The organism is Lonepinella sp. BR2271 (genome assembly GCF_051851515.1).
Classification (GTDB): Bacteria; Pseudomonadota; Gammaproteobacteria; order Enterobacterales; family Pasteurellaceae; genus Lonepinella.
Window position 1 is genome coordinate 21,546 of the sequence record NZ_JBPDVF010000008.1, and the last position, 24,924, is coordinate 46,469.

20 protein-coding genes and 1 tRNA gene are annotated in these 24,924 nt (G+C 39.9%); 13 read left to right on the forward strand and 8 right to left on the reverse strand.

The genetic code is table 11. The features are described from left to right. Positions 1 to 85 precede the first annotated feature (85 nt). Together ACTG7X_RS07415 and ACTG7X_RS07420 are read right to left on the reverse strand one after the other, a co-directional pair. Positions 86 to 2,425, reverse strand: coding sequence for a TonB-dependent hemoglobin/transferrin/lactoferrin family receptor (locus ACTG7X_RS07415; protein WP_439257873.1), 2,340 nt, complete (start codon positions 2,423 to 2,425; stop codon positions 86 to 88). A gap of 407 nt (positions 2,426 to 2,832) precedes the next feature. Beyond that, positions 2,833 to 4,116, reverse strand: coding sequence for a citrate synthase (locus ACTG7X_RS07420; RefSeq protein WP_439257874.1), 1,284 nt, complete (start codon positions 4,114 to 4,116; stop codon positions 2,833 to 2,835). Between the two features lie 326 nt (positions 4,117 to 4,442). Here ACTG7X_RS07420 and sucA point away from each other — a divergent pair, with 326 nt between their 5' ends. The 5 genes from sucA (at position 4,443) to ACTG7X_RS07445 (ending at position 11,295) form a co-directional block, all read left to right on the forward strand. Beyond that, on the forward strand, positions 4,443 to 7,259 hold the full coding sequence (gene sucA / locus ACTG7X_RS07425; RefSeq protein WP_439257875.1) for a 2-oxoglutarate dehydrogenase E1 component: 2,817 nt from the start codon (positions 4,443 to 4,445) through the stop codon (positions 7,257 to 7,259). Positions 7,260 to 7,288: 29 nt separating this feature from the next. Next, positions 7,289 to 8,500: a 2-oxoglutarate dehydrogenase complex dihydrolipoyllysine-residue succinyltransferase gene (gene odhB / locus ACTG7X_RS07430; protein ID WP_439257876.1), complete on the forward strand. Its 1,212-nt coding sequence runs from the start codon at positions 7,289 to 7,291 to the stop codon at positions 8,498 to 8,500. Between the two features lie 59 nt (positions 8,501 to 8,559). Further along, on the forward strand, positions 8,560 to 9,720 hold the full coding sequence (gene sucC / locus ACTG7X_RS07435) for an ADP-forming succinate--CoA ligase subunit beta (RefSeq protein ID WP_439257877.1): 1,161 nt from the start codon (positions 8,560 to 8,562) through the stop codon (positions 9,718 to 9,720). 9 nt (positions 9,721 to 9,729) lie between these two features. Next, on the forward strand, positions 9,730 to 10,599 hold the full coding sequence (gene sucD / locus ACTG7X_RS07440) for a succinate--CoA ligase subunit alpha (protein WP_439257878.1): 870 nt from the start codon (positions 9,730 to 9,732) through the stop codon (positions 10,597 to 10,599). A gap of 135 nt (positions 10,600 to 10,734) precedes the next feature. Beyond that, positions 10,735 to 11,295 carry a DUF5358 domain-containing protein gene (locus tag ACTG7X_RS07445; RefSeq protein ID WP_439257879.1) on the forward strand — a complete coding sequence of 187 codons (561 nt, stop codon included), beginning with the start codon at positions 10,735 to 10,737 and terminating at the stop codon, positions 11,293 to 11,295. A 45-nt stretch (positions 11,296 to 11,340) separates the two neighbouring features. Here ACTG7X_RS07445 and ACTG7X_RS07450 read toward each other — a convergent pair whose 3' ends face one another. The 5 genes from ACTG7X_RS07450 to ACTG7X_RS07470 form a co-directional block, all read right to left on the reverse strand. Continuing rightward, positions 11,341 to 12,003: an NAD(P)H-dependent oxidoreductase gene (locus ACTG7X_RS07450; RefSeq protein WP_439257880.1), complete on the reverse strand. Its 663-nt coding sequence runs from the start codon at positions 12,001 to 12,003 to the stop codon at positions 11,341 to 11,343. Between the two features lie 133 nt (positions 12,004 to 12,136). Then, positions 12,137 to 12,718, reverse strand: coding sequence for a division/outer membrane stress-associated lipid-binding lipoprotein (dolP, locus tag ACTG7X_RS07455; RefSeq protein ID WP_439257881.1), 582 nt, complete (start codon positions 12,716 to 12,718; stop codon positions 12,137 to 12,139). Between the two features lie 55 nt (positions 12,719 to 12,773). Then, the gene (locus ACTG7X_RS07460; protein ID WP_439257882.1) at positions 12,774 to 13,361 is read right to left on the reverse strand and encodes a D-sedoheptulose-7-phosphate isomerase; all 588 of its coding nucleotides are present in this window, start codon (positions 13,359 to 13,361) and stop codon (positions 12,774 to 12,776) included. Positions 13,362 to 13,363: 2 nt separating this feature from the next. Further along, entirely contained in the window at positions 13,364 to 13,738 is a 375-nt protein-coding gene (locus ACTG7X_RS07465) for a YraN family protein (protein WP_439257883.1), read from the reverse strand. Further along, positions 13,738 to 15,483, reverse strand: coding sequence for a penicillin-binding protein activator (locus ACTG7X_RS07470; protein WP_439257884.1), 1,746 nt, complete (start codon positions 15,481 to 15,483; stop codon positions 13,738 to 13,740). The genes ACTG7X_RS07465 and ACTG7X_RS07470 overlap by 1 nt, the downstream gene beginning before the upstream one ends. Positions 15,484 to 15,557: 74 nt before the next feature. On the opposite strand from ACTG7X_RS07470, the gene rsmI reads away from it, so the two are divergent. The 5 genes from rsmI to ACTG7X_RS07495 all read left to right on the forward strand — a co-directional run bounded on the left by rsmI (position 15,558) and on the right by ACTG7X_RS07495 (position 20,370). Continuing rightward, positions 15,558 to 16,400 carry a 16S rRNA (cytidine(1402)-2'-O)-methyltransferase gene (gene rsmI, locus ACTG7X_RS07475; protein ID WP_439257885.1) on the forward strand — a complete coding sequence of 281 codons (843 nt, stop codon included), beginning with the start codon at positions 15,558 to 15,560 and terminating at the stop codon, positions 16,398 to 16,400. 101 nt (positions 16,401 to 16,501) lie between these two features. Next, positions 16,502 to 17,503 (forward strand): catabolite repressor/activator, encoded by a 1,002-nt coding sequence (gene cra / locus ACTG7X_RS07480; protein WP_439257886.1) that lies wholly within the window; start codon positions 16,502 to 16,504, stop codon positions 17,501 to 17,503. A gap of 82 nt (positions 17,504 to 17,585) precedes the next feature. Then, positions 17,586 to 18,653, forward strand: coding sequence for an IS1595 family transposase (locus ACTG7X_RS07485; RefSeq protein WP_439257887.1), 1,068 nt, complete (start codon positions 17,586 to 17,588; stop codon positions 18,651 to 18,653). Positions 18,654 to 18,939: 286 nt separating this feature from the next. Continuing rightward, entirely contained in the window at positions 18,940 to 19,572 is a 633-nt protein-coding gene (locus ACTG7X_RS07490) for a hypothetical protein (protein ID WP_439257888.1), read from the forward strand. Positions 19,573 to 19,815: 243 nt separating this feature from the next. Further along, the gene (locus ACTG7X_RS07495) at positions 19,816 to 20,370 is read left to right on the forward strand and encodes a hypothetical protein (protein WP_439257889.1); all 555 of its coding nucleotides are present in this window, start codon (positions 19,816 to 19,818) and stop codon (positions 20,368 to 20,370) included. Positions 20,371 to 20,409: 39 nt separating this feature from the next. Here the strand turns inward: ACTG7X_RS07495 and ACTG7X_RS07500 are convergent, their stop codons facing one another. After that, a complete protein-coding gene (locus ACTG7X_RS07500) occupies positions 20,410 to 22,272 on the reverse strand; it encodes a hypothetical protein (protein ID WP_439257890.1) in 1,863 nt (620 codons plus the stop codon). Between the two features lie 267 nt (positions 22,273 to 22,539). Between ACTG7X_RS07500 and ACTG7X_RS07505 the strand changes: the two genes are divergently transcribed. The 3 genes from ACTG7X_RS07505 (at position 22,540) to nusA (ending at position 24,908) form a co-directional block, all read left to right on the forward strand. After that, positions 22,540 to 22,616, forward strand: a tRNA-Met gene (locus tag ACTG7X_RS07505). A gap of 268 nt (positions 22,617 to 22,884) precedes the next feature. After that, on the forward strand, positions 22,885 to 23,340 hold the full coding sequence (gene rimP / locus ACTG7X_RS07510; RefSeq protein ID WP_439257891.1) for a ribosome maturation factor RimP: 456 nt from the start codon (positions 22,885 to 22,887) through the stop codon (positions 23,338 to 23,340). Between the two features lie 35 nt (positions 23,341 to 23,375). Continuing rightward, on the forward strand, positions 23,376 to 24,908 hold the full coding sequence (nusA, locus tag ACTG7X_RS07515) for a transcription termination factor NusA (protein WP_439242111.1): 1,533 nt from the start codon (positions 23,376 to 23,378) through the stop codon (positions 24,906 to 24,908). Positions 24,909 to 24,924 lie beyond the last annotated feature (16 nt).

Consider the following 24,924-nt stretch of genomic DNA (forward strand, 5'->3'; position numbering starts at 1 on the left):
AACGATGCTCCGCATCTTGAAACAAGCCAGCCACGGGGTGGCGTAACTATGCTTAACCCCGTATGCAAGTACGCGGGGTTAATGGCTAAAACCGAATTTCCACCGATGCACTGTAATTACGACCTGGAGCGTGGAAGCGTTCAAGACCTAATCCATCTCTATCCACACTATTGGTTGTGCTATGGGCATTGATACCACGTAAAGCGTCCCAAGTGTGATATTTTCGGTTAAATAGATTATATACGCCAGCTCGTAATGTAATATCATTCATGATTTTGTAATATCCATATAAATCAAAGATATAGGCTGATTTGTTACGGTATTTATAGGTTTCAACGGATTGATATAATTCTTCTTTTGTACAGATATCTTGATCATACCAAGCATCATATTCCCATAGCACGCATCTTGATTTATTCTCAAAGGTTTTTGCATCTTTGGCTTTTTTAGCACCTAAATAAGTTAAACGGCTGAAGATACCCCATTTCCCTGCTGGATCTTCATAATCTAAGCCAATAACTGCTTTGATAGGCTGAATAGAGAGTAGGCTTGCTTCATTCGATAATTTACCTTTGCTATAGCCTAAGGCACCATAAAATTTAAAGCCTTCAGGTAATGGCGTAACTTTATCTAAATTGAGCTGACCTTTGACTTCAACACCATTAATTTTCGCACGATCAATATTGACCATTTGTTGCACTTGCGTTTGATAGGTACGACCGTATTGTGTTTGTTCAATAATACTTTCTTGTTCAAATAAGAAATTGCGGTATCGGGTTTGATATACACTCAAATCAAATGTGCCAATATCGTTTTGAGCCTGAGTGAATAAAGTATGGCTTACACTACGTTCAGATTTTAATCCAGGATTGGATTTCCAAGTCCCATAAGGGTTTTCAAAGCTGAAATATAATTCTGTGGCAGTTGGAATACGATACCCTGTACTTAATTGATAACCGACTTTCCAAGTATCATTCACTTGAGCATTTAATCCTAGGAAACCGTTCCAATTCGCAAAGCTACTTTGGCTTGGTTCACCCTCGGCTAAACAGGCTTTACTACATTGAGCGTTAAGAGATTTTGGCGTTAAACGTGCATAATCATAGCTTGCACCAATATTCACGGAGAAAATCGGTCGCCAAGTTTTAAAATCAGGTCGCCAAACGATATCATCTTTTAGGGCAATACTATATTGTTTCGTTTTCACAGGACGTTGAATGGTATACCATTCATCTAACCCATAAATATTGGTATCATGGTTAATATTTTTAAACTCACGTTCGCTGATATAAGTATTTAACGCTAACGTATGTTCACCAAAACCAGATGAAAGTGGTAAACTTTCCAATCTAATATTAGCCCGTTTAAAATCAGTTTTCATTCTACGATCAAAGGTTTCGCTTATTTTTTTCGCATTGGTTAAATAATCTCGATTGCCTTTATAATTTAAGGCAGATAAGTCAGTTTTTTGATAGTCTAAATCTAATTTTGCATAGGCTAAATAATTTGATGCAGGCGTATAAACATATTGAGCATTAATATTGATACGTTTATTTTCATCATTTGCTTCACGCCATTGGCTGCCATATAAAGTATAGCTACGTTCATCAGTATAGCGATCACCTTGTTGACCATTGACAGAAAGCCCAAGACGGTGATGATCGTTGATTTGATACCCTAATTTTGCTAGATAACTATGAAAACGATGGGTTGACGGATCTGGGTGCTGACTACTTGAATAATTCGTTTCAGGACCATCGCCATTACTTTTCATTTCGTGACCTGTGCGTTGGGAATAAAGTAACATGGCATCTAATTTTTCGCCGACATAACCCACACCCAAGGTTCTCACCCATTCACGATTTTTACTGGCATAACCTGTACGTAATAACGCACCAAAATGCTGATCGGGTTTAACAATATCTAATGCTTCTAGGGTATGATAATTAACTGAACCACCTAAAGCACCACTGCCTGAATTAAAGGAATCAGATCCCCGCACAATATCAATATCTTTTACTAATTCAGAATCAATACTTAAACGAGATGGATTGAAATTACCATAACGAGCATATAAACTATTTTCTTCGCTATCAGGTAAATTTACACCATCAATGCTAATTCCTACACGATTACCTTCCACGCCACGAATGGCAAAGCCTTTTAAATGGCGACCATTATCAGCCACACCCACATCTGTCGTATAACGCACTAAATCACGGGTATCTCGGATTAATTCTTGTTGAATGGCTTGATGGGTTTTCTTGATAACAGCAGGTTTTTGATCTTGTTCACCTTCCGTGGTGACAGAAATTTTATCTAACGTTTCCGTTTGACTAGATTCTTCACTAAAGCTAGGTTGGCTATAACTGAATAGAGCTAAAGTGATTAATGAAAATGAACAAAGGCAATTTCTTTTAGTCATTATGTGTCTCCATACATGCTCCAAAGGTTATTTTTTAATTAAAAGAAGAAAGTCTTCAATGTAAATAATTATAATGAAAATATACTCTATTAGCAAATAAGAATTATTATTATTCTTTAGTGGGTTTTATATGATTTATACTTTACTTTTAAGTGCGGTATTTTTCCTAAAATTTTTATTGAATGTATTGAGTCAATGAAGTGAATAGAGTGAATAGATACTTTTTTAGCTACTTCAATGACTTGTTTGGGTTAACATGACGTTTTGCCATGATAATATTTTCAGGTAAACGTTGGGGATTGATTTGGGGTAAATTTATGTCATTAATTATAGCTAGACGTTGTCTAGCTATAATGAAAATATATTAAGGCGGATTTCTCCGCCTTAATATATTGCAAATGAACTTGTTATTCAGACGATTTTTCTAGCTCACGCTCAGTATAACCCGTATACACTTGACGTGGACGCACAATTTTTAAGGTGCCGAAATCGTACATTTCTTTCCAGTGGGAAATCCAACCCACGGTACGACCTAAGGCGAAGATCACGGTAAACATGGACACTGGAATACCAATGGCTTTTAAGATAATACCGGAATAGAAATCCACATTTGGATAGAGGTTGCGCTCAATAAAGTATTCGTCGGTTAAGGCAATGCGTTCTAATTCCATGGCCACTTGTAGCAATGGGGTTTTAATGCCTAATTCTTGTAATACTTCATGACAAGTTTCACGCATGACTTTGGCACGAGGGTCGTAATTTTTATACACACGGTGACCAAATCCCATTAAACGGAAGGGATCCTTTTTATCTTTGGCTCGAGCAATAAATTCAGGAATACGATCCACGGTGCCGATTTCTTCTAACATTTTGATACAAGCCTCATTGGCCCCACCGTGCGCTGGTCCCCAAAGAGAGGCAATCCCCGCTGCAATACAAGCAAATGGGTTAGCGCCGGAGGAGGCGGCTGTCCGTACGGTGGAAGTGGAGGCATTTTGTTCATGGTCAGCGTGTAGAATCAAAATGCGGTTAATGGCTTTTTCCAATACAGGGTTGACGACATAAGGTTCGCACGGGGTGGCAAACATCATGTAGAGGAAATTACCCGCATAAGAGAGGTTGTTTTGTGGGAACATGAACGGATGCCCAATGGAATATTTATAACACATGGCCGCCAAGGTTGGCATTTTGGCTAATAAGCGAAGTGCGGTTAAAGTACGGTGTTCTTCATCACTCACATCGAGCACATCATGATAGAATGCGGCCAACGCACCACTGACCCCACACATCACCGCCATGGGGTGTGAGTCACGACGGAAACCGTGGAAGAAACGGGATAATTGTTCGTGCACTAAGGTATGCTTACGCACTACTTTGCTAAATTCCGCATAATCGTCTTTGTCAGGGAGTTCGCCATAAAGCAATAAGAACGCCACTTCTAAATAATCACACTTCATGGCGAGGTCATGAATTGGATAACCGCGGTGTAATAAAATCCCTTTTTCCCCATCAATATAGGTAATTTCCGATTTACACATGGCGGTGGACATTAAACCGGGGTCAAAGGTGAATAAGTGATTTTTACTGAGTGCTTGCACATCAATGGCATCATACCCCAAACTGGCTTTATGTATCGGCAAATCAAATTCTCGACCATCACTTAAACTTAGTTTTGCTGTTAAATCAGACATGGTTCACTCCTTTTGTGATTTGTTGTGTTTATGTTATGTTTTTGTGAACGTCATAGGTGTCTATTAAAGGATAATGATAGTTTAATAGAGCGCATGATGGCGTTCCAAATTTGGTTTAAAAATTAACATAGTCTAAATATAACTCTATTTTGTATGTTTTGTCTGCAAAAAAGTATGTAAATTTTTTGTTAAATTTCAAAAGTGTGACGTAGATCATATTTTTCTTTTTCAGAATAGGGTAAAGTTACACTAATTTAGATGAGATTTATCACCTCTAAATTTTTTGTGTATGATGGATATTAAAATTTAATATAGGTAGGAACACGATGCAGAAGAATTCATTTCAGCAGTGGCTCGATCAAAGTGCGTTGTCTGGTGGCAATCAGGCTTATATTGAAGATCTTTATGAGCGTTATCTTGAAGATCCTGATTCTGTGGAACTGAGTTGGCGAGATGTTTTTGATCGTTTAGCCAAAAATACGACGACGTCAAGTCAACCAGAACAAGCCCATTCGCCGATACGTGAGTATTTTCGTCGCTTAGCGTTGGAAAAATCACCCAAAGGGGTCACGGTGATTGATCCTAAAGTGGGGGAACGTTTAACCAGTGTATTAAGATGGCTCAACGCTTATCGCTATCGTGGGCATTTGTTAGCGGATGTTGACCCGATTAATTTACGTGAGAAACCGGATGTCCCCACGTTAGATTATCGCTATTATAATCTGACTGAGGCGGATCTTGATGAAGTGTTTGATTTAAGTGGTCATATTTTCCACAAAGAAAAAATCAGTTTGCGTGAATTGGGGGAAACTCTAAAGAAAACCTATTGTGGCAGAATTGGCTTGGAGTTTATGCACGTCAATGATTTAGATGCACGGATTTGGTTACAACAACAAATAGAAAATTGGGTAAATGCACCGCACTTTAGCCAAACCGAGCAGGAAAAATTATTAGCCGAGCTGACCGCTGCAGAAGGTTTGGAGCGTTATATTGGGGCAAAATTCCCAGGGGCAAAACGGTTCTCCTTAGAGGGCAGTGATGCCTTTGTGCCGTTAATTAAAGAAATTATTCGCCATGGGGCGAAACAAGGCACGGAAGAAATGGTATTCGGCATGGCTCACCGTGGACGTTTGAATATGTTGGTGAATGTGCTAGGTAAAAAGCCGGCGGAATTATTTGATGAATTTGCCGGTAAACATCATGGTAATGGCACCGGTGATGTGAAATATCACCAAGGCTTTTCTTCGGATTTTATGACCGATGATGGCCTCGTGCATTTAGTGTTGGCTTTTAACCCATCCCATTTAGAAATTGTCAGCCCAGTGGTCACCGGTTCCGTGCGAGCCAGACAAAAACGCATTGGTGATGATGATCATCGCAAAGTGCTAGCGGTTACGGTGCATGGTGACAGTGCGGTGGCAGGTCAAGGGGTGGTACAAGAAACCTTGAATATGTCTGATGCTCGTGGTTATACTGTGGGCGGTACCATTCGTATCGTGATTAATAACCGAATTGGTTTTACCACCTCTTTCCCGAAAGATACACGTTCTACCGTTTATTGTACCGACATTGCCAAAATGATTGAGGCACCGATTATTCATGTGAACGGGGATGATCCAGAGGCGGTGGCCTATGCGGCTCGTATGGCGGTGGAATTTAGAACTTTATTTAAGCGTGATATTTTCATTGATTTAGTGTCTTATCGTCGTCATGGGCATAATGAGGCAGATGAACCGTCCGCCACCCAACCAATGATGTATAAAAAAATCAAAGCCCATCCAACACCACGTCAAGTCTATGCCGACAGACTGATTAACGCCGGCGTGATCAATAATGAAAAAGCCACTGGATTTATCAATAATTACCGTGATGCCTTGGATCGTGGTGAGCGAGTGGTGCCGGAATGGCGTGAAATGAATTACGATAAAGTGGATTGGTTGCAGTTCTTAAATCCAGAATGGAATGCGGCCTATGAAAGTCGTTTTGACACACAACGCTTTAAAGCCTTAGCGGCAAGCATTTCACAATATCCAGAAACGCACCCGATTCATTCTCGCGTGGAGAAAATTTACGCCGATCGTGCCTTAATGGCTAAAGGTGAAAAATTGCTCGACTGGGGCATGGGCGAAACCATGGCGTACGCCACCTTGTTAGATGACGGTTATCATATCCGTTTATCCGGTGAAGACTGCGGACGGGGGACATTCTTCCATCGTCATGCGGTGCTACACTGTATTAATGACGGAACAGGCTATGTGCCATTATGTCATCTGCATGATAAACAAGGTAATTTTGAAGTCTGGGATTCTGTGCTTTCCGAAGAGGCGGTACTGGCCTTTGAATATGGCTATGCCACCACCACACCGAAAACGCTCACTATTTGGGAGGCTCAATTTGGTGATTTTGCCAACGGTGCACAAGTGGTGATTGACCAATTTATCAGTTCGGGCGAACAAAAATGGGGCAGAATGTGTGGTCTGGTGTTATTGCTCCCACATGGTTATGAGGGACAGGGCCCTGAGCATTCCTCCGCTCGATTGGAACGCTATTTACAACTTTGTGCGCAACACAATATGCAAGTTTGCGTACCGTCCACGCCGGCACAAATTTATCATTTATTACGCCGTCAAATGTTGCGTACCGTTCGCCGTCCATTGGTGGTGATTTCACCAAAATCCTTGTTACGTCATCCGTTAGCGGTGTCTGCACTGGAAGAGTTAACCAACGGCACATTCCAAAATGTAATCGGTGAAATTGATGAGATTGATCCAAAACAAGTGAAAAGAGTGGTGTTCTGTTCGGGTAAAGTGTATTACGATTTATTAGAACGTCGTCGCAAAAATAATCAAAGCGATGTGGCGATCATTCGAATTGAGCAACTTTATCCGTATCCAGAGGACGAAGTGCGGTCTATTTTAGCGGATTATTCTCATGTGAAAGATTACGTGTGGTGCCAAGAAGAACCGTTAAATCAAGGCGCATGGTATTGTTCTCGTCATAACTTTATGCAAAGCATTCCTGCGGATGCGAATTTGCGTTATGTGGGACGCCCAGCCTCCGCCTCACCTGCAGCAGGTTACATGGCGTTACACAATGAACAACAACAAAATTTAGTCACCGAAGCGTTGACGTTATCGGCTTAATTTTAATACACAATTAAAAAGGAAATATTATGAGTGATTTAGACATTCTTACCCCAGTATTACCGGAAAGTGTTGCGGACGCAACGGTGGTTAAATGGCATAAAGCGGTGGGTGAAACCGTCAGCCGTGATGAAATTTTAGTGGAAATTGAAACGGATAAAGTGGTACTAGAAGTGCCTGCCAGTGCGGACGGTGTGATTGCGAGCATTGCTGAAAATGAGGGAGCAACGGTGGTGAGCAATCAGGTTCTTGGCAAATTAAGTACCGAAGTGGATGGGGTTCGTGCCTCAGCTCCAGTCGCTACAACCGAGGCCACCCCTGCGGATCGCCAAACGGCTAATTTAAATCCAGATTCACAAGATCATCAAGAAGATTTAAGCCCCGCTATTCGTCGCTTAATCGCAGAACATGATCTCGACCCGAAAGCCATTAAAGGCTCAGGTGTCGGCGGTCGAATTACCCGAGAAGACGTAGATCGTGCTTTAGCGAATCAATCCCAAACTGCGGTGCAAACTGGTGGAGATTTCTCGCAAGCCAATTTACGCAGTGAAAAACGTGTGCCAATGACTCGCTTACGTAAACGTGTGGCAGAACGCTTGCTTGAAGTGAAAAATACCACCGCCATGTTGACCACGTTTAACGAAGTGGATATGCAACCGATTATGCAATTACGTAAAAGCTATGGCGAAAAATTTGAAAAACGCCACGGTGTGCGTTTAGGCTTTATGTCTTTCTATGTGAAAGCCGTGGTGGAGGCGTTAAAACGTTATCCAGAAATTAATGCCTCTATTGACGGTGACGATATTGTTTATCATAACTATTTTGACATCAGTATTGCGGTATCGACGCCACGTGGTTTGGTGACACCGGTATTGCGTGATTGCGATCAAATGAGCATGGCAGAAATCGAAAAAGCCATCAAATCTTTAGCGGAAAAAGGCCAAAATGGTAAATTAACTGTGGAAGAATTAACTGGCGGTAACTTCACCATTACCAATGGGGGCGTATTTGGTTCTCTCATGTCCACACCAATTATCAACCCACCACAAAGTGCGATTTTAGGTATGCACGCCATTAAAGATCGCCCGATTGCGGTAGAGGGTCAAGTGGTGATTCGCCCAATGATGTATCTCGCCCTTTCTTACGATCACCGTTTAATTGACGGACGTGAAAGCGTGGGGGCGTTAGTGACGATCAAAGAATTGCTTGAAGATCCAACCAGATTATTATTGGATATTTAATTTTTCGATTATTTTCGTGGGGCAGCCATGCCCCTAACATCAAATAAAAGGGACAGTCCATGAATTTACATGAATATCAATCCAAACAAATTTTTGCACAATATGGTTTACCGGTCAGTGAGGGGTATCCTTGCCAAAATGTTGAGCAAGCCATTGACGCCACTAAAAAATTGGGCGGTTCTGCTTGGGTCGCTAAATGCCAAGTTCACGCTGGCGGACGGGGTAAAGCAGGGGGCGTAAAAGTGGTGAAATCCACTGACGAAGTGCGGTCATTTTTTGACAAATTTTTAGGTCAACGTTTGGTCACTTTCCAAACCGACAGCCGTGGTCAACCGATTAATACCATTTACGTAGAAGCCTGTGCCGACGTGAAAAAAGAACTTTATTTAGGGGCGGTGATTGATCGTAGCTCACAACGTGTGGTGTTTATGGCATCCACGGAGGGCGGTATGAACATTGAAGAAGTGGCTCAAAAAACACCGCACTTATTGCACAAAGTAGCCATTGATACCTTAATTGGAGCGCAACCTTATCAAGGTCGTGAGCTAGCATTCAAATTAGGCTTAACAGGCAAACAAGTGGCACAATTTGCGCATTTATTTACCCAATTAAGCAAAATGTTTATGGAAAAAGATCTAAGCCTATTAGAAATCAATCCATTAGTGATTTTACAAAATGATGACTTACATTGTTTAGATGCCAAAATCGTGGTGGATGACAATGCCTTATACCGCCAACCAGACTTAAAAGCCATGCAAGATCCAAGCCAAGAAGATGGCCGTGAAGCAGAAGCAGAAGCCTTAAGTTTAAACTATGTGGCCTTAGAGGGGAATATTGGCTGTATGGTGAACGGGGCAGGGCTTGCTATGGGCACCATGGACATCATCAAACTGCACGGTGGTCAACCTGCTAACTTCCTTGATGTAGGCGGTGGGGCTACGAAAGAGCGTGTGGCAGGCGCATTTAAAATTATCCTGTCTGACCCTAATGTGAAAGCCATTTTAGTCAATATTTTCGGGGGCATTGTGCGTTGCGACTTGATTGCAGAGGGCATTATTGCAGCGGTCAATGAAATCGGTGTCAGCGTGCCGGTGGTGGTGCGACTTGAGGGCAATAATGCGGAATTGGGTCGTGATATTTTAGCCAAAAGCGGCGTGAATATTCTGGCCGCCAAAAGTTTAACAGATGCCGCTGAACAAGTGGTCAATGCAGTGAAATAAGGAGCGGTTATGTCAATTTTAATTAATAAAGATACCAAAGTCATTTGCCAAGGTTTCACTGGCGGCCAAGGCACCTTTCATAGTGAGCAAGCATTAGCCTACGGCACGCAATTAGTGGGTGGCGTGTCACCGAATAAAGGCGGCACCACGCATTTAGGGTTACCTGTATTTAATACCGTGCGTGAGGCGGTAGAGCAAACTGGGGCAACGGCGAGTGTGATTTATATCCCTGCGCCATTCTGTAAAGATGCGATTTTAGAGGCCATTGATGCAGGGATTAAATTGATCGTGTGTATCACCGAAGGCATTCCAACGGTGGATATGTTAACCGTGAAACAAAAACTGGCGCAAACCGATGTGGTGATGATCGGACCAAACTGCCCGGGGATTATCACGCCAGATGAATGTAAAATCGGTATTATGCCAGGTTATATTCATAAAAAAGGCCGTGTGGGGATTGTTTCTCGTTCTGGTACGTTAACCTATGAGGCGGTGAAACAAACCACCGATAACGGTTTTGGTCAATCCACTTGCGTAGGGATCGGCGGTGACCCAATTCCGGGTTCTAACTTTATTGATATTCTCAAACGTTTCCAACAGGATCCAGAAACCGAGGCGATTGTGATGATCGGTGAAATCGGCGGTTCAGCGGAAGAAGAGGCGGCGGCTTTTATCAAAGCGAATGTAACGAAACCTGTGGTCTCTTATATTGCTGGGATGACCGCACCAAAAGGCAAACGCATGGGGCATGCAGGGGCGATTATCAGTGGTGGAAAAGGCACCGCTGCCGAGAAAATTCAAGCCTTGCAAAATGCAGGCGTGACCACGGTGCAAAGTCTGGCTGAAATCGGTGAGGCGTTGAAAAAATTATTAGGTTAATTAAAACAACTTCCTAAGACGTAAACTGCGGTGTAAAAATATTGATTTTTTACACCGCACTTTTTTGTGATGTGATTGACGAAATCAATTTTCCCTTTAAAATAGGCGTAACGTTTTTATCTCAAGGATCTTATTGTGTTAAAAAAAATCTCTTTTTCAATGGCATTGCTTTTGTTAGCTGGTTGTAGCTTTGGCGATAAGCAAGACAGCATTCCGGCTGAATATGCGGGGGCCGCCTATCAATTATCGGATGTTAATGCACAAAAATGGGCGTTTGTGGCTAAACAAACGGAGCAATGTATTTATCCGAATTTAACTCGAATTCAATACGAGCATTTTCAAAAAGAAGATAGCTACATTCATTCTCAATATGTCTTTTTCTACCCTTTAGAGGACATTATCGGCGAAGATAACGTCAAAATCATTCAAGGCGATCAAAAAGCCATGGATTATGCCACCTATCAATTTAAAAAATACAAATCTAGAACGGATGTAGAAAATCTAGAAAATAAACAATGTGCCGTATTACGTACTAAAGCCCGAGATGATTTAGCCGTAGTAAAAGGCGAACGTAAATCCGCCATGGTGGAAGAAAACAAAGAAAACGGCACTGCAAACGCAGACAGCAAAGCGGCCACGGACGATAATAGATTTTTCTTTGATATTATTAAGTGGGGCGCAGCGTTGTTGTTGTAGGTTATCATGCGAAAAGTGCGGTAAAAATTACCGCACTATTTCCTTTTACTCCACCCACTCAATCACGTCATCCACTGGCTTACGGTGTTTTTTCTTAATCTCTTTATTACGATATCCAAACGTCACCATGCAAGAGACGCCGTATTCATTGAGATCAAATACCCCTTCTTCGGATAAAATACGGTTCACTTCATCATAGTTAAATCCCTCAATAGGACAGCTATCAATACCAATTAAAGCTGCGCCAGTCATCATGTTGCCGAGAGCGATATAGGTTTGTTTGCTACACCAATCAAATAAAGTGCGTTCGCTTTCAAGGATTTTAATGTCATCTTGTTGGAAGGATTTATAGCGGACGACCGTCGCCGCCATTTGTTCTGGCGTGAGGCCGCGTTGTACGAGGGCATTGCGTAAGAAGTCGCTGTCATAGCGTGCATTTTTTTTGGCTAAGATCACCACTAAATGGCTTGCCTCATGAATCGGGTGTTTGATCCCCCAACTGACAGGGGCGATTTTTTCACGCAGTGCGGGGTTTTGCAATACAATAAATTTCCACGGTTCGGATCCGACGGAACTTGGGGAAAGACGGCCTAATTCTAGAATATAATCCATGTCTTCTTTGGGAATTTTACGTGCCGGATTGTAGGTGCGACAAGCTGCACGAAAATGAAAGGCATCAAGTACCTGTTGTTTATTGATATCGGTCATTTGTTATCCTGTTTTTATAAAAAAATCAATAAAATAAACCGCACTTTATATGCGGTTAAACCGAGTACAAGCGTACTCGGCGCATTTCACACAAGGCGCAACGCATGATAATTATCGTTGCTTGGGGAAGTTGTTAATTTAAGTATTTAAACACTTTCACCACTTTCTTTACATCAGACACTTTACGTGCCACTTCTGCCGCGGCTGAACCTTGATCTTGGGTGACGTTACCGAGTAAAAAGACTTCGTTATTTTCGGTAATCACTTTGACGTCGGTGGTTTTTACCGCAGAATCAAGCAACATATTGGATTTAATTTTGGTGGTGATCCAACTGTCTTGCGCTTTTTGTGCGGCGCTAATTGGCGAGCCAGTGCGCATTTCATTGTAAACATCACCTACATTTTCTACGCCTTTAGCTAAACCCGTGGCCACTTCTTTTAGGCTTTCTTCAGGCACTTGACCGAGCAATAAGATACGATTGCTGTAAGAGACCACAACAACACGTCCTTCTGCTTTGATTTGTTCATCTTTGGTGACGGCATCATAGACTTTCAGTTCTAAGGTTTCATCATCTACTTGTGAACCCACAGTGCGGGGGTCAGTTCCTACTTTGGTGGCAACGGCAGCGCCCCCTAATCCTAAAACAACACAACCTTGTAGCATAACGCTAGCGGTTAAGAGAAGACCGAGCTTTTTTAATATGTTCATTTTCATTTGATTTCCTCCTTAAAATAATCTGTATATAGTCTGTGGTGAGTTGTGCTTTTTGTCAACTGCTTTGTGTAAATAAACTGTGATCAATAAGCTCACAAAGGGCATTAATGAGGAATAAATGCCCCTCTAAAATGCGACTTTCCCGATGGCTTGGTACGGGGATTTCTAAGTCATTTTCCGTTAATAATCCACGTAAATGATCGCTATTATTACCGGTTAAGGCGATTACCGAAATTTCTTTGGTAAAGGCCTGTTGTACCACATTTAAAATGGGCGATTCATTACCAAGAGAAGAGAGGACAATTAAAATATCCCCCTGTTGTGCCACGGCATTAAATTGGCGTTGCAGTAAGGTTTCGTTTGGGTTGTCAGCCATAATCGCTGAACCAATAGCGCCCTCGAGGCTGAGTAATACCGAGGGAAAACTGGGCCGTTCTAATTCGTAGCGGTTGATTAAATTAGCCACTAAACATTGTGCATTGGCATAGGAACGCCCTAATCCGCACACAATAATTTTATGCCCACTTAATAAGCAATTAACCACATTTTGCGTGGCCAGACAAAGATTGTTGGCTAAAGATTTTGAGGCCGCAATTTGAATTTGAATATTTTCGGCAAAAAGATCGTTAATTTTTGTTAGCATGATTAATCCAAAAAATTAGGAATCCATTCAAGATCATCTACTTGTTGACCAAAGGCCACCAAATCAAAACGGCAATCGGCATCTTCAAGACTTTGTCCTCGTTGCATGAGCCATAGATTGGCAGCGTCTTGCCATTTTTGTTGTTTGCGCCAATCGACACTGTCTACTGCGGAACCAAAATGATCGTTTTTACGTTGACGCACTTCTACAAATACAATGGTGTCGCCCTCTAACATAATCAAATCAATTTCACCGCACTTAAAAGATTGATTGGCGGCCACAAAGCGTAGCCCTTGTTGTTCTAAAAAGAGGCGAGCATAGCGCTCAAATCTCGCCCCTTGTTGTTTGGTCGAACGGGTTCGTTTGGCCGAAAACATTAGTTTTTAATGGTATTGATATTGCCGTCTTGGTATTGGAACCACGTCATATCACGTTCAATATTACAGTTCGGGCCAGCGCTCAGTTTCCCAGTTAATCCGCTCACAGAATAACCGGGTACTTGACGTAATTCATTGAATTTATTAATTAATAACCATGCGTCTGCGCCCATGGCATACAATCGCATTAAGGAATAATCGCCACCGGTTTTGCTTTCAATGGTTTTATATTGTTCAGAATCCGTCTCTTTAAAGAATGGAATATCACTGAATTGTAACCCATTCATTTGTAAACGGTATTCTGGCGTATTGTTGGACGAATTGACGCGTGAGCTAGCATACAGTTTAAGATTCGGGTTTACGTTATCAATCACGGATTTGAGTTCGCTTAATTGCTCGCTTAAGGCCACAATATACATGGCTTCCGCTTGCTTACTGGCACCCTCTTCTAAGGCAAGTGCAATATCTTGCGCTTGATTGTAGAAACGAATATTGGCATCAGTACCAGACAGTTGTTGCCAACGTACGGTAAAAGCACTGGCGGTGCGTTGGCCTAAGTCAGATTGCGGCACCATGACTAACGGAGAGCGAATATTATCATTCCACATTTTATCCGCAGCAGATTCGGCTTCATCTTCAGGGGCTAAACCATAATAACAAAGCTGATTGACGGCACGAGCATTTGGAGTGGAATTTAAGGCTAACACATTCAAGCCTTGAATGCTGCTTGGGTTACTTAACACCACATCCACATTGTTTTTTAACAATGGCCCCACCACGGCCATGGCGCCCGATTGTTTGGCTTGTTCAATGGCAGTTGGAATATCCGTTGTCATGGTATCAATCACATCAACTTGAATATTGCTCTCACTTTCACTTGTTTCACCTTTGGCGTTATCAAACCCCGATTTCACGGTACTGCCAATTAATTGTGCATCCCCGCTTAAAGGCAGTAACAATGCCACTTTGTTGACTTGTGTTTGTTGGAAATTGGATAAACTTTTTAATTCTGTTGGGAATAAATAGGCCGCACTATGGGTTGCGTAAGCGGTTTTCCAATTTTGTAAGGCTTGGCTTAATTGGGTGGGTTGATTAATGTTGTCATTGTAGGCTTGCGCTAAGGCGAGCCAACCGCCTAAGGAAACATCCCCATCAGCAGATGTACTGTTTACGGTGCCTTTGTTGGTTTTGCGTAATAACGCCCAAATGTCGTCAATATTGTCTTGTTTGCGTTGAACGTCAGTGAGATAGCTGTCAATTTTAATACGGGCTTTGACGGCGTCCATAAATTGATTTTGGTTTTCCGCAATACGTGCAGAAACTTCATAATAACGGGCGCTTTGTGACGGGCTAAGTTGCGCCAAATTAATCAATTTTAATTGGCTTTCGGCTTGGCTATTCTGTTGTTTGGCCGCTGAAATATGGGCGTCAATAATGGATTTATCTAATAATTGTTCTGGCGTGAGTTCTTTGAGATTTAACTCTGCTAATAAGGCCTCGGCTTGCGCCACTTTATTTTCCGTGATTAAGACACGAGCCGCTAAAAGTTTATAGGTTTGTTTATCTTCTAATTCTTGGGTTTGGGCTATTTTATTCATATAAAAATCGGAACTGGCATTGGCGTCCAATTTTAAGGTTTGATCAAAGTCACTTCCGAATAAGTTTGTACAGCCTGCCAATAACACAGGAAATAAAAGTGGCATTAAACGTTTTTTAAATTTCGTCCCTTGTAATAGAATAGACATAATAACTCCGTGATAAGAAAGAAGTGTAGATCTTACTTCGCTCATCAATTAAAAGCAATAAAAGAAGAGATAAAATGACAAATTCAGGGACTTTATATATCGTTGCCACGCCCATTGGCAACTTACAAGACATTACGCAACGGGCATTAGACGTGTTTTCCAAGGTGGATTTAATTGCAGCGGAAGATACCCGTCACAGTGGTTTATTATTAAGCCATTATGGCATTAAAAAGCCGTTTTTTGCGTTACATGATCATAATGAACAGCAAAAAGCGGATTTATTAGTGGAAAAATTACAACAAGGGCAAAACATTGCCTTAATTTCCGATGCGGGGACGCCACTCATTAGCGACCCGGGGTTCCACTTAGTACGAAAATGTCGTCAAGCAGGGCTGAACGTGGTGCCATTGCCGGGGGCTTGTGCGGCGATTACCGCCTTGTGTGCCTCGGGTATTGCCTCCGATCGTTTTTGTTTTGAGGGATTTTTACCCGCAAAAAGCAAGGCTCGCCGAGATAAATTGGAAAACTTAGCCAAAGAAGACCGCACATTGATCTTTTATGAAAGCACACACCGTATTGCAGACACCTTGGCGGATGTGGAAACGGTGTTGGGGGCAGATCGTTATGTGGTGCTTGCCCGAGAAATCACCAAAACATGGGAAACGATTTCTGGCGATCATGTAGGGAATTTGCGCCAATGGTTAGCTGAAGATCCCAATCGTACCAAAGGCGAAATGGTGTTAATTATTGAGGGATATAGCCAAACGGAGAATGAGGCATTTGATCCGCAAGCCGTGAAAGCCTTGCAATTAATTAGCCAAGCATTGCCGTTAAAAAAAGCGGCGGCGATTGTGGCTGAATTATATGGGGCGAAGAAAAATGCCTTGTATCAATATGGATTAGCGCATTTTGGTTAAAATTTTGCGATCTAGATCAAACTTTTGAAAATCAAGGCTTTATTTATACCGGATAATGAATTTATAATCAACACTGGGAATTTTGCAGTATTGAGGGAACGATGAAGTTAGAGGAATTAGCCAAATTAGCTGGGGTGTCACGCACCACGGTCAGTTATGTGGTGAATGGAAAGGCTAAGCAACACCGAGTGAGTGATAAAACCATTGCCAGAGTCAAAGCATTAATTCATGAATATGATTTCAAACCTAATATGTTAGCCGCGAGTTTGCGAGCAGGAAAAAGTCGCACCATTGGATTAATTATCCCTGATTTTGAAAATATGAGTTATGCGAAAATTGCCAATCAGTTAGAAAATCGTTGTCGTGAAAAAGGTTATCAACTTTTGATTGGCTGCTCGAATGACAATGAAAACAATGAAATGAGTTGCGCTAATCAGTTATTACACCGCAATGTTGATGCGTTAATTGTATCCAGTGCATTGTCGCCCGATCATGGTTTTTATGCAGAATATGCAGATAAAGTGCCGGTCATTGGGTTTGACCGCCGTATCAACGCGGAAAATGTGTTGAATGTGTTAACCCATGATGAACAGGACGCTTTTCAATTAGCGGATAAACTCTTTCAACATTCCTATGACAAAGTGCTATTTTTAGGCGCTTTGCCCGAATTACAAACCAGTCGAGAACGGGAAATTGGCTTTCGTAAAGCCCTCGAAGTGCGGTCAAAATCGGCTGAGTTTTTATATGCCGATCATTTCCATAAAGAAAGTTGTGCTAAAACCTTTTCGCAATGGTTAAGCCATAATCCGTTGCCTGACGCCATTTTTGTGACGTCGCTCACCTTGTTGCAAGGGATCTTCAGCGTGTTATTAAGCCAACGTAAATCGATCCCAAAAGAATTGGCGATAGCTACCTTTGGGAATGATGACATGCTAGATTTATTGCCAAACCGCCTGATTTGTAGCGTGCAAAAACATCAAAATGTGGTAGAAGCCTTGCTCAATGCCACCTTTGCCTGCTTGCCCACTGGCTTGCAGTCACAACCGACCAAATTATCCGAACCCGTCCCGTTGCTATGCAGGGAGATTGTTTGTCGAAACTAGCGGGTGGAATGGATATTGTTGAGCTGGCGTCACTAAAACTAAGGTAACTAAATTTGGGTAGCTATTATCTTGTGGAGAAAATATGAGTAAACGAAGCAAACTGAGTGAGCTAAAATTTAGCTTTGTTAAGCTACCTAAGGAAGAACAAGCGCAATTTAGTCGTTTTGCCAATATTTGCCAAATTATGTCTAATAAGCCAAAACCGCCGAAATTTTGCCCCCATTGCCGTTCTGCGCATTTTGTTAAAAACGGCACAAAGTGCGGTTCTCAACGTTATTTATGTCGCTTTTGCAACAAATCCTTCACGGCGGAAAGCAAGACGATTTTATATGGCTCGCAAAAAGAACGGCTCGTTTGGCATTATTATGTGTTCTGTTTTCTGCGCAAACTGAGTCTGCGAGAGACCGCCAGAATGTGTGAAATTAGTTTACCAACGGCCTTTGCTTGGCGACATAAGTTATTGGATTGCCTAAAAAATATGTTTGATCAGCAAGAATTACAAGGGATTGTTCAAGCAGATGAAATGTATTTTAGTCGCAGCAATAAAGGGCAACGCTGGCCGGATATTAAGAAGTTTTACAAACGGACCTGCACACCCGAACAGGAAGCGGAACAGAGAGCGGAACTTGAAAAGAGACTAAAAGAGCTTCAAGTTCAACCGCCCCAATCCACTCGTGGCATTTCGGATGATAAATTTTGCCTAACTTTTGCCGTGGATCAAAGCCGAAAATTGCATGCCACGATTTCCAATCGGGGCAATCCTAGCACGGCGGAATTAAAAAACGCCTTGCAAGGAAAAATTAAAGAAAATGCCACGCTCGTGACAGATTCCAAAGCCGCCTATAACAAAGTGGCGTTGGATTTCCATTTTGAGCATATCAAAATCCCACCCAAACAACATAAGCAAGCAGGTTACAGCTTAAGTTTAGTCAACAACGCCCACAGGCATTTTCGCACCTTTATTGAAGATCATTTAATGGGCGTGGCGACCAAATATTTGCCGAATTATATCGTCTATTTCCAGTTGACCTATTGTCAAGATGATCTGGATGAAAAGCAAAAAGAAATCTTTGATTTTATTGATAAAACCTATTTCAGGGTCAAGATCAAAGAGATCTCCAAACGACCGCTTTATCCGAGGTTTAATTAGTAGATATTCTGTTTTATGTTGAGGGTACTCACCTAAAATGGAGGGGCGGATCTGCGTATCCGCCCGAAACTACGCACCGAATTTGACGGGCGGATACATAGATCCGCTCCTACGTTGTTTTTTCCTGCCTTTATCCCATTTCAGTTTCGCTATCGCCTAGCGCTAGTTAGTCATGTCTGTTTGTCTTTTGGTTAAAAAATAGTCGAATAAATAATCAGGTGTTGTGCAAAAAAAAAACAATGTTAGTATAAATTCCGATTGATAAATCAAAGCAAAGGTACAACGTATGAAAAGTAATAGCTCTACGAAGAAAATATGGTATGGACGTATTGTATGGATAGTTGGTGCTGTGTTGATACTTATTCTTTTAAAGTTAGCCCTTAATAGTGAATATATTTTTAACTTGCTAGGAAAAGAAGCTAATTTAGATCCTATAGATCAACTTGGATACCTAGCTATAACTATATTTTTGAGCATATTCGTTTCTTCTATAACATATATACTTGCTTCGTCAACGAAAATAAATTTATTGGATTGTTTATTTTCTATCTTAGCAACGGTAATAATATTATTTATTGTTATTCCTAATATCCCATCTAATAACCTATGGGGATTAAAGGATAGCATATTGTTTATAATTCCAACAATCATTGTAATTATACTAAGTGCCATAGCTAACAAAATAGCTCACAAATCAGGTGAAGAAAAAATCAAAAACGGAATAGGCTATTATTATTTTATTTCTTTTGATGATAACAAAAAAGCAAATGTTATTCCAATAGAACCACATTACGATAATGATAATAACTTGTTATTTTTATCGGGGAATAATTGCTGTTTGGTAAGAATATCAGAATTGGAAATAAAAGACGAAAAAATAAGCAATAATAAGAATGAAAAAAGGGAAAAAGTAAAATAACAGATATGTCAGATAAATAATTCTTAGCCGTGTTTAACCAATGTGTTGATACCCCCATAAAATAAGGCTTTATAAACAAAGCCTTATTGGGTAAATAAAATACAAAAATTGTATATTTTCTGAATTTAAATTTGTTATTTTTTATTCAGAAAATTTACTAAAATTTTAATAAAAAACTATTGTATTTATTTTTATCTACGATAACATCCAAATAAAAATAAATATAATAATAAAGGAGTTTATATGCTCAAAAATAAAATTAAATTAGGATTTTTTTTAAGTTTTCTTTTTATTTCTCAAAATGTTTTTTCTTATGGTTGTCAAGATAGATTTATTAGTAAAGAAAGATATTGCTCACCTGATGGAACTCAATTATTTTGGTATGGTGAAATTACCCCAGAAATGAAAAAGATTAAAAGTACATTCAGGGGAAAAACCTATACTTATAAAGATTTAATACAGCCTTTAGATCCTAATGAATTAATTGGTTTAAAAGATTTTGAGAAAGACATTAAAAGTTTTAATAATGAATTAAAAGAAAAATTAAATACTCTTGAACCATCTCAACTCAAGCAAATCCTTGATATTCGCGGTGATTATGTAGAGAAGATTTTTAATAATAAATTATATAGCCACAGTATTTTGAATAATTTAGTGGGGATTGACAATAGAATAATTTTTCTTTTGGATAAGTTTAAATTAAGTAAAGAAAAGCAAGACTTATTTAAAATAGGAGCCTTTGAAAAACATAAATCTTTAGAAATTATGATTAATTACATTAATTATAGATCATACTAATAAGTAAAAAGCAATAATATTTATTATTGCTTTTTATCTTTATCCATTTAAACTGCTATTACTTATATCATTTATAGAGCCTACACTACCTTTATCCAAGTGTTCTTCTGTTTCTTTTTTTATAGGATTTTTCATTGCTAAATCACTATAATTATTATTATAAAATTCTTCTGCTACTGCTTTTGACTGTTTCATATCTGCAACTGCTAAAATTTTATCTGGTCTTTCAGAAATATGTTCTGTTTTTACTTCTTTTGGCTGATTATTATTTTGTATTAGTTGTTCAAGTTGTTCAGAATCTAATTGAGTTACTTTATAAAACTTTTCTAAAATTTCACTATTGGTTGATTTTATTGAAGTTCCTTTTATTAATGGATTATATTTTATGCTAGGATTTTCTTCTAATTCTTTAATCTTATCAAGTATATAAAGATCCATCTCTGATAATTTTTCACTATTATTTATTCTTCTAAAAACATCATAAACATCAACTGCTTTAATATTCTTATCAATATGTTGAGAAACTGCAATTGCTATGTGGTAATAATTATCCCTTTCTTGCATATATTCTTTGCAATATTTCTTACTAATTCCAGTATGGTCAGGATTAATAGTAGGATTATTTTGCAAATCCTTTTCTATTAAGGATAGTATTTTCTCTGCTGACTTCTCATCAAACCACATTCCTTCCAGTACAGTCTTAAATAAATAATGATCATTGCCTTGAGCCTTACTTTTTTCATAGAGATTTCTAAAAAAGGCATTATTTAGCACATCTTCTTTAGCATCTTTATCACCTACTAAATATAATGTTAATTGAGAATGTAATAACTGCCCTAATAATGTGTTGTGTTCAGATCTCACTAAATTAACAATATCCCATTTAGAATTAGCATTAAATTTTTGGAAAATATCAAATGCTTTATTTAAATGCTCACTCAACTGATCATAAACTTTATAAATAGGTTTATGAAGTAAAAAATCGTCCCAATAACCTTTAAATATTTTATTTCTTTTTATTTCCTGTTCAACAATCTGAGCAGAAACAAACTGCAAGGCTTCCTTAACTTTAGGATCTTTCTCATTTTTTATTTTTTCATCTAATATTTTCTTATATCTAATCCTGTTTTCTTCTGTGTCTGGTTTTATTTCAATACCATCTTTAGTAAGTTCAATACAAATCCCCCCATGTTTACCAACAGATAAAGCAACAATAAAAACATTTTTCAAAAATTCTTTTTCTTCAGGTTTTACATTAGCCCCTCCTGCCCATTTATCAAATAAAGCCTGACCTTTCTTACTATTAAAAAAATCATTAAAAATTTTTCTCTCTTTCTCAGGTAAGTTTTGTATTTCATCAAGAATAGTATTTAAATTTTCAGGTGATTTGCTTGCAAGCCCCATAATTTTAGTCAAGTTAACAGCATTTTCTTCATTGGGATTTTCTCTAAATTCTTTAACACTTTGTTTTATAAGTTCTTTTTGTTGTTTGGGTGCTATCTGATCCCATTGACTTGGATCAGTCATATTATCCATAACATACTTATATAACTCATATCCCTTCAACAGATTCAACTGCTGCAGATTAAACTGCTGACCAGTTTTAATTTCTTGCTGTTGTTTATTGACCTGCTCTTTTTTTTCTGCCAGATCATGTGCCAAATTTGCCATGATTTTCTGCATTTTCTCTATTTCTGGTTTATGGCTTTCAGTAATCTCTTGAAATTTAGGATTATCTTTCAACTTGCTTTCCATCTGATTTAATAAAGCAGTTTTTTGACCAATAGGAATAGATAAATTAGCCACCACATTCATCACATTAAATAAATTTTCAATATCTTTTTCATCATTTATTTGTGGAATGGTGGCAAGATAATTTTGCAAGTCAAATTTTTTATCCATAATTATTTTTATCTGAGGAGTTTATTAAATATTACTTTTATTGTAAAAAATTAACAAAATTTTTATTATAAACTGATGTATTTTTGAGCAATTTAAATGGAAATCTAATCAACACATTGGTTAAACACGGCTAAGAACCTTTATGACTTAACAACATTGTTTTTGAGCAGGTTGTTTCTATTGGTATCTATTGGGATATTGGCAGCGGATTTTAAAAAAGAGTTGTATTTTCACAAATTTTATGTATAATATGCCCCATATTTCGGACGCGGGGTGGAGCAGCTTGGTAGCTCGTCGGGCTCATAACCCGAAGGTCGTTGGTTCAAATCCGGCCCCCGCAACCACTTTCTGAAAGGGATTATTGCTCAGAAAGGAAATAAAGGTTCAGTGAAACCCAAATTTGGAATTTGGGTTTTTTTGTACGTAAAATTTGGACATTTACACTGGGCTTTTAGGCCCTTTTTTTGTGCTTGAAATAACCCTCACCCCAACCCTCTCCCAAAGGGAGAGGGGGCTGATCGAGGGAAGAATTAAATTTGTCATTAACACAAAAACCGTCCCCTCTCCCTCTGGGAGAGGGCTAGGGTGAGGGTAAAAATAAACGGAGAAACCATGGCAACATTAGAACAAAAATTAACAGAATTACTACAAGATTCCGTGCAAGATCTCGGCTGTGAGCTGTGGGGAATCGAATGTCAACGCACTGGTCGTTTTATGACCGTACGTTTATTTATTGATAAAGAAGGTGGCGTGGGAATTGAAGACTGTGCCGATGTCAGCCGTCAGGTGAGTGCGATTTTAGATGTGGAAGATCCCATTGCGGATAAATACAATTTGGAAGTGTCCTCACCCGGTTTAGATCGCCCATTGTTTACCTTAGCACAATATCAACGTTATGTAGGCAAAGAGATTAGCGTACATTTACGCATTCCGGTGGCGGATCGTCGTAAATGGCAAGGCATATTGGAAAAAATCGACAATGATATGTTGACCTTGATGGTGGATAATCAACCGCAAACCTTGGTGTTTGGCAATATTCAAAAAGCCCACGTGGTGGCAAAATTTTAATGACTGAATTTAACTATTAAAAGGATAATGAAAAAATGAGTAAAGAGATTTTATTTGCAGCGGAAGCTGTGTCTAACGAGAAATCCCTACCGAAAGAAGTGATTTTTGAAGCCTTAGAAAGTGCCATTGCACTGTCAACTAAGAAGAAACATGCGCAAAAACAAGAGCGTTTAGGGGTGGAAAAACCGTCTGAAATTGATGTGCGTGTGGTGATTGATCCAAAAACCGGTGAATTTGACACATTCCGTCGTTGGATGGTGGTGGAAGAAGTCACTAACCCGACGAAAGAAATTACTTTAGAGGCTGCTCGCTTAGATGAACCTGAGATTCAGTTAGGCGATTTTGTGGAAGATCAAATTGAATCCGTGGCCTTTGACCGTATCACCATGCAAACCGCTCGCCAAGTGATCAGCACCAAGATTCGTGATGCAGAACGTAGCCGTGTGGTGGAACAGTTTATCAGCGAAGAAGGCAAAATTGTGATTGGTACGGTGAAAAAAGTCAACCGTGAAACCATTATTTTAGAATTAATTGGGAACAAAGAAGATCCGGTGAAAGCCGAGGCCGTGATTGTGCGTGAAGATATGTTGCCACGTGAAAATTTCCGCCCCGGTGACCGTGTGCGTGGCGTGTTATACAAAGTCAGCCCTGAAAGCAAAGGGGCGCAATTATTTGTTACTCGTGCCAAACCGGTGATGTTAGAAGAATTATTCCGTTTGGAAGTGCCAGAAATTGGCGAAGAAGTGATTGAAATCAAAGGCTCCGCACGTGATCCCGGTTCAAGAGCGAAAATTGCTGTGAAAAGCAGTGACAAACGCATTGATCCCGTGGGTGCTTGTGTCGGCATGCGTGGGGCGAGAGTACAAGCCATCACCAATGAATTAGGTGGTGAGCGTGTGGATATCGTGCTTTGGGATGACAATCCTGCGCAATATGTGATTAATGCCATGGCCCCTGCGGATGTGAGTTCTATCGTGGTAGATGAAGATAATCATTCCATGGACATTGCGGTTGAGGGAGCGAATTTGGCCCAAGCCATTGGTCGTAATGGACAAAATGTCCGTTTAGCCACGCAGTTAACTGGTTGGACATTAAATGTGATGACCACCGATGAGTTAAATGAAAAACACCAAGCGGAAGATAATAAAATCTTAAAATTATTTATGTCGGCCCTTGAAATTGATGAAGATTTTGCACAAATCTTAATTGATGAAGGTTTTACTTCTTTAGAAGAAATTGCTTATGTGTCGGTCAGTGAATTAACCGCCATTGACGGTTTAGAAGACGAAGACTTAATTGAAGAATTACAAACCCGAGCTAAAAATGTGATTACCGCGACGGCGTTAGCGGAAGAAAAAGCCTTGGAATCGGCACACATTGAAGATCGCTTGTTAAATCTTGACGGCATGGAACGTCATATCGCCTTTAAATTAGCCGAGCAAGGTATCGTGACACTGGAAGAATTAGCTGAACAAGGTGTTGATGATTTAGCAGAAATTGAAGAATTAAGCCCAGAAAAAGCCGCTGAATTAATTATGGCCGCACGTGAAATCTGTTGGTTTAGTTAATCGTTGTAAGGAGAAA